The sequence below is a fragment of the uncultured Mucilaginibacter sp. genome (assembly GCF_903913935.1).
Classification (GTDB): Bacteria; Bacteroidota; Bacteroidia; order Sphingobacteriales; family Sphingobacteriaceae; genus Mucilaginibacter.
In genome coordinates, this window is the sequence record NZ_CAIWNH010000297.1 from 1 (window position 1) to 7,036 (window position 7,036).

Annotated in this window: 5 protein-coding genes; all 5 read right to left on the reverse strand. The window is 42.0% G+C overall.

Annotated features, from left to right (window positions below; translation table 11 throughout):
- Positions 1–1,611 (reverse strand): thiamine pyrophosphate-dependent enzyme (locus QZY09_RS11790; RefSeq protein WP_295672628.1); only part of this gene is annotated, 1,611 nt, incomplete at its 3' end.
- A 326-nt stretch (positions 1,612–1,937) separates the two neighbouring features.
- Positions 1,938–2,447 (reverse strand): glutathione peroxidase, encoded by a 510-nt coding sequence (locus QZY09_RS11795; protein ID WP_295672630.1) that lies wholly within the window; start codon positions 2,445–2,447, stop codon positions 1,938–1,940.
- A 44-nt stretch (positions 2,448–2,491) separates the two neighbouring features.
- Positions 2,492–2,923, reverse strand: coding sequence for an rRNA maturation RNase YbeY (gene ybeY / locus QZY09_RS11800; RefSeq protein WP_295672632.1), 432 nt, complete (start codon positions 2,921–2,923; stop codon positions 2,492–2,494).
- A complete protein-coding gene (locus QZY09_RS11805) occupies positions 2,923–3,345 on the reverse strand; it encodes an ATP-binding protein (RefSeq protein ID WP_295672634.1) in 423 nt (140 codons plus the stop codon). Before QZY09_RS11805 ends, ybeY begins: the two co-directional genes overlap by 1 nt.
- 1 nt (position 3,346) lies before the next feature.
- Positions 3,347–6,682, reverse strand: coding sequence for a DUF4175 family protein (locus tag QZY09_RS11810; RefSeq protein WP_295672636.1), 3,336 nt, complete (start codon positions 6,680–6,682; stop codon positions 3,347–3,349).
- Positions 6,683–7,036 lie beyond the last annotated feature (354 nt).

Consider the following 7,036-nt stretch of genomic DNA (forward strand, 5'->3'; position numbering starts at 1 on the left):
CGATACCAACTCGTTAATCGTTGTTACGCGGAACCCCTCCGCGCCATAAGCTTTCGCAAGCGCCATATAGTCCCATTCGGGCAGGATATCAAATGCATCGAACTTATATTGTGGCCCGGGTTTAAAGGAGTCCATATCTACATAAACCTGTTCAATGGCGTATACACCGTTGCTCATCACAAATATTACCGCATTTAAATTATTGCGTGCCAGGGTTGAAAGCGACTGGCAAACCATCATAAACCCACCATCGCCGGCGATGGTCCACGCCCGTTTTCCGCTTCCCAACTGGGCGCCCGAAGCTGCACCTGTTTCAAAACCAATGCACTGCCAGGCGGCTGACGAAATAAAACTACCCTGCGACAAACCGTAGGCATTGGTGGCAACATATAAAGATGAACTTACGCCAAGGGTGATGACAATATCCTTCAACAGGTTATTATCATCCAAAAACTTCATCGAATGCTGAAAAAAGCGATTATAGGTAATGGTATCTGGCTTGTCGTTCCAATAAGGATCGGAATTGGCCAACCAGGGTTCCGGGTAAACAGGCTTTGGCGGCGCTGCGGCGTTTAACGGGTAGGAATAATCGTTTTTAAATTTATATAGAAGGGCTTCCATAAAGTCCCTCATGGTTACGTTTTCATAAATAAAATAGCCGGCCCTTATCTGTCCGGTGGTCGCCAGCACCATATCTGCATATTTACTTTCAATAAACACCAGGTAATCGTCGGTGATAATAGTGCCAAACGTAAGGAAGCAATCTGCTTCGGTTACCAGTTGATGTACTTCATGAATGGAGGCAGCGTCCGAATAGGTCCCGATAAACTTGTCGCCGTCTTCATCCAGCACTGTTTTGCCCTCGCTGGTTGTAGTGTACAACATCCCGCTGGCGTCAATTATTTCTTGTAAAAGGCCCGATAATCCATGGCGAAGCACTTCAACCCCTGCGAAAATTAAGGGGTTTTTTGCAGCGGTTATCTGGGTCCAGGCCTGTTCAATAGCATTTTCAAGGGCTAGCGGATCGCTTTTGATGACAATCGGCTGCAAAATATCATCGGGCGGCATCGGGCAGGGCTCTCCCCAAACTTCTTTATAGCAGGCGATGTAAACCGGTCGTTTGTGCGTAATAGCAGCGATAAGCAAATTGTCGATCTTTTCTGGTGCGCCAACCGACGTGCTTAACGTTATAGCGCCGACGGTTACGTGCTGGTATATTTCCTGATCGGCAGCCATATTGCCGGTTGAATGATGATACAGCACAGCGTACATTTTGGTGATCTGCCGGGCATCGGCACCCGGGCATGCACTGATCACTACTACCGGGCTAAATTCAACATAGGCACCGGCAATAGCATTAAGGGCACTGAATGTGCTTACGCCATATTGCAGCGATACCGCTCCCAGCCCCCGTGTGCGGCCATAAGCATCGGCGGCATAGCCTGCATCAAGTTCATTTATCGCCCCTATAGCATTAACCCCTTCAAAATATTCAAGCGCCTGGGTAAAATGTTTTACATAATCACCCGGGATTTGAAACACATCGGTCACATTCAATTGTTTCAACCGGGTTAACAGGTATTCGGCTACAGTAAATTGTTGGTTTTGCATAGTGATATGGGTTAGGGATGATATTGACGTTCATTTTTTATTTGCAAAAGGATCGGCTTAAATAACAGAAAACCAAACAGCCATCCGCTGTCATTGCTAGCGCAATGACAGGTTATCTGAATATAGTTTAGTATAAAGCTAAGCTAAAATTAAACACGCTGGTTGTAAATTACACCAACGCGCTTAATGTATATACGATTGCAGAGAATAGCTATACCAACGTAATCTTATAGCAATGCCGGGATAGGCCGATGGGATGGCGCGGCATAAAAAAAGCCGCCTCAAAATTAATTTTGAGGCGGCTAAAAACTTAGTTTTATCAGGTGTTACAAATACTTGGTGATATCCGTCGACATCGGTGTAGTTTGAGAGCGGAACCTGTGTATCAATTTGCCATTTTCGTCGATCAGGAATTTTTCGAAGTTCCATTTAATCTCGCCGGTAAAGTCAGGGTTTGGGGCTTCGGTCAGATACTTAAATAAAGGGCAAATATCATCGCCTTTAACACTTACTTTTTCGCTGAGCGGAAAAGTTACGCCAAAACGGGCCGTACAAAATGTTTTGATCTCTGAAGCTGTTCCCGGTTCCTGTTGTCCAAAATTGTTTGCGGGAAATCCAACTACAACTAATTTGTCCTTGTAAAGATCCGCCAGTTTCTGTAGTTCGGCGTATTGTGGGGTAAAGCCGCATTTTGATGCTGTGTTAACTACTAACACTTTTTTGCCCTTATACTGGGCCAGCGAAAAGACCTGCCCATCAATATTTTTCAATTTGAAATCATAAACCGAAGATGGGGCAATAAGCATCGTTGCAAAAATTAAAAAAAGAATTTTCATATTTTTAAAAGATTGGTTTTGAAGAGCGTATGATGAAGGTAAAATTAGCCAATAAAACTTCTTTTGTTCAAATAGAAATCTTCTTTTTGTGTCATTTTTTGCTTGGTAACAGGAGTTTTATCTTTATAACCGAGCAAATGCAAAGCACCGTGAATGATAACACGGTGTAGTTCGTCGGTTTCGCTGGTACTAAATTTTTTTGCGTTTTCGCGGATACGCTCAATCGAGATAAAAATGTCGCCGATAATAACCTTTTCGCTTTCTGAATTATCAAAGGTTACGATATCTGTATAGGTATCATGGTTTAAGTATTGCTGGTTGATCTGCAATAAATAGTCATCAGAACAAAAAATATAATTGAGCTCTTTTAATTTATAACCCTCTGCAAGTATGGTCTGGGCGATCCATTGCCTTACAAGGGTTTTACGTTTTAACTTATAGGTGATGTCTTCTTCAAAAAAATGAATTACCGGCATTATAATTTAAAGTGAAGTTCAACTTCGTTGCCTTTTGTATTAAAAATGCATTGATCAGCCAGGTGTTTCATAATGAATACGCCCCTGCCGGTTAAGTTTTCGAGGTTTTCCGGTGAAGTTGGATCTGCCAGATTGTTATAATCAAAGCCGTCGCCTTCGTCAGTAACTGTCCAATTAATGCGGCGATTTTCAATTTCGGCATTAATAATAACTTTTTTTGCGGGGTCGAGCTTGTTACCGTGTACAATAGCGTTAATTGCGGCCTCACTAAGTGTAGTCATCATATTAGCAAAAGTATCCTCACTAATTTTGTGTTTATCGGCAATTTCTTCTATCAAATTCTCCAGCAGTGTTATGCTTTCCTGTTTAGAAGGCAACTGTAAGGTATACATTTCACTTGTTTGAACATTTGATTGGTCCATGTCATTTAGCGTTGAGTAGATCAAAGTAAGATTTTATTTTTAATTTATAATAAAAATTTAGTGCAGGCGGTATAGTTTTTACCTGCTCAGTTTGTTTTTCATTGGCCTGCCGGTATTCCTGCAGTGCTTTAATATAACCCGGTGGGACATCATTCCCTGCATGGCTTTCGCGCTGCTGGTCCTGTTCCCGCTGTTGTTCGGCCTTTTCTGCCTCCAATAACCGGCTTTGTATTTGTTGCTGGCGTTTGATGGCTTCTTCCGATATTCTCCTGTTTACGAGATCGCGTTCAGTTTGTTCCATTTGTTGTGAAATTTTATCCAAATTTCCCAAACTTCCTTTTCCGTCCTTATTTTCCTGCCTGTTTAATTGCTGCAAGGCTTCCCTTATCTCCTGCTGCTGACGCGCTAATTTAGCTAATTGTTCGCTAATATTTTCATTATTTCCATTTTGACTTTTCCCCGGGTTTCCCTGTTGCTGCATTTGCTCACGGGCCTTCTGCATGTTTTGATTTAACTGCTGCTGCATCCTGGCCAGCGATGAAACCGATTGCTGTTTCCCCTTGCCTTTGCCACTTTTTCCCTTGCTCATCGCATTTTGCAACTGATCCAGCGCTTCGCTTAGCATTAATGCAAGGTTATTCATGGAGGTCATGGCATATTGCTGATTGCGGGAGGCTTCCGGCGTAACGCGCTCGCCTAAATTCTGCAGCGCCTGGTCAATATGGTCATTTATACCTGCTATTTCCTGATTAACGGTGGTTTGTATCTGTGGAATGCGCCGGCTCAAGGCGTATAGGCTATCTTCTGCCGTTTTAAGGTTGTCTTTTATGTTTTTTTGTGTTTGCGACAGCGTGATATAATTGGGATCATTTGTGCTGGTGTTCTTTAACGTTTGCATTACCTTTTCCTGCGCAAATGAACTATTCACCAGGTTTTTTAATAATTCGCGCAATTGCTGTGCGTCAACTGTGTTTTGGCTTTCTTCACCTTCCTGCTCCTTTTGCTGCATTTTTTCAGAAAGCTCTTTCATCTGGCTGGCAGCCTTTTGCTGTGATTGCGCTGCTTTTTTCGGATCGTTCTTGCTCAATTCGTCCGTGCTTTTCTGCATTTGCTGGTCAATATTCTGCTCCTCCTGCTTCGGATTATCAAATTCCTGCTTGTGTTCGGCCTGCTCATTGGTTTTTTGAAGGTCGTCCAATGATTTTTTGATATCCTTGAAATTCTTATTCAAATTCTCCTGCTCTTTTTGAAGGTCCTTTGCGTTGGCGTCGGGCTGTTTCGCTTGTTCTGATAATTGCTGCTGTTCCTGCGCCAGGTTCTTTAACTGGTCAGCATTTTGATTCAGCTTTTGTTCAAACTCCAGTTTTTTATACAGCTCCAGCATACGGTCAAGCTCTTTTTTCAGAGACTTATTATCCATCTGCATTTTCGACAGTTGGTCCCTTGTTCCCTCTTTTTGCTCCTGCTGCAGCATTTGTGCCAATTTTTGCAGCATTTCTTCTGTTTTAGGATCTAATAACTTATCCAGCAATTGCTCCATCTGCTGTTGCTTCTCGCTCAGATTTTTATCCTGTTGCTGATTTTCCTGGCGGTTAAACAAATTCTTTTTATTCTCCCCCTGTATTTCTTTTACCAAATCATCCAGATCCTTCTTTTTTTGCATCAGGTCCTGGATCTGTTTTTTTTCATCAAATGAAAGGTTGTTTTTATCCAGCAACATCTCATTGAGTTTTTGCGATTCGCGCTCTACCTGCCCGGCAAGTTTTATGGCCGACTCCATTTTTTGTTTTACTTCCTGTGTGCCTGCGTTCAACTCGTTATTCAATTCCGCAGCATCGGGGATGTGAAGGGAATGTTCGGGAGAACGCACTTTCTTGGGTCCATTCACGCCATCATTATCAGCCACCTCAAAATAATAAGTTACCTGGTCACCGGGTTTTATACCCATGTCTTTCAAATTCCAGTAGTAAAAGAAACTGGCTTGTGTTTGGCCCAGATCAGCTTTTACTTGTTTGGAAAAGGTTTTAAGGGCTGCCTTATCTCCCGGGTCACCCACTTTATAATTAAAGCTGAGTGACGAAAACCCATGATCATCCTGTATATTTCCGTTAAAATAAAGTGTCTTGATGCTGATCGAGTCCTGTTTTTCCTGAACTGTAATTGCCGGCATTTCGTCGGCTATTACATTTACCCGGTAACTGGCCGAATCGCTATGATTAACCATCGTATTAAGCGGTGTAATTTTATATACGCTGTTTTTAATAATTCTTTCCTTATGCTCAAACACATCCGGCGCAGCAGGATTAAGCGTTCCTGCGTTTCCATTTATCAAAAACAGCATGGAGGTTGCGTTCTGGGTATGGAAGTTCCATTTTACTACGGTTCCGGCAGGAACGGTCAAATCGCCGGCATTTGGTATGGTTTCATTTTTTTTATGCAGATAGGCAGGGTAATCCAGGTCAACATCAAAATGCAGCAATGCCGGGCGCAAATTTACTTTAATTTCATAGGGCATAGAGGTAAAGCCATTTGCGGTAAGTTTAAATGATGTGTTTTTTTGTATATTGGTAAACAGGTAATGGAATTTGCTGATATTTTCCTTATCCAGTTTAAAGGTGTTGTGTGCTGTTTCAACATAAACATCCGCCGGGAGCTTATCACCTTGCAATTTCAGGTCAAGCTTTAGGTCATCGCCCTGTACAACCGACAATGTTTTGTTTTGTACAATGAAATTAAATGGCGCTACCGGCACAAAATATTCATTATGCCTGATGAGCCTTTTGGTGCTTTCGGTAAGTACCGAAGGCGCGGCTAAAGCAATAATACAAATGATTGCCGCCGGGAATATTACCCACTTTAAATATTTAGCATTCTCTTTAATATTAATAGCTGCCGGAAAGCTAACCGGTTTTAGTGTTTCTATTTTTTGGTCGATGCCGGCTTCAATCAATGCCCGGTGCTGCGGATCCGCCTCAGAAAGTTTTTTAAGCTGAAGTGTATTGAGCAACTTATCATTTACATCTCCAAAATGTTTCCCGATAATTTCAGCCGCCTGGTCATGGGTTAACGTTTTGCCTAATTTTAGCCAGGCCAATAAGGATGGCAGAATCAGCCAGCAAATAAAGCCGATATTGAGGAAAATAAAAAAGTAGAAAAGGACGGTACGGAAAAGGATATTAAAATTGCCGAAATACTCGCTTACAGTGATCACGACATAGGCCGAAAACAGCCCTGCGCCCAGGAAGATAAGCCCCCGCAAAAACTGGTTAAAATAGTATTTACGGATAAACAGGTTTATCTTTTCAATCAAAAGCTCATAGTTACCGGCCGTATTCATAATTCAGCACTATTCAGTTTCTTTTAACGCAAATACAAGTTTAATAATATAATTGGCATTTGTTGTTTTTATTTGAGCCCCGTTAAACTGTATAGCACTAAGGAGTGCCGTTAAACATAAAATAACGGCAGGAATAATCTCCCCCTGCAGAGGAGACTTTAAGATGCAATTTAATTACCTTCTTGCATTTAAATGATAAAACCACCGCCCAAATATTCGATATTTGTAAGGAAAACTAATAAGTTTAGCTTACTATTTAAATGGAACATCAGCAGAACCTTCAATTTGCATCAGACCTGCGTACGGTTTTTAACCGTTTGATCAAAAAAATAAGGAAAGAATCGCCCACCGGCC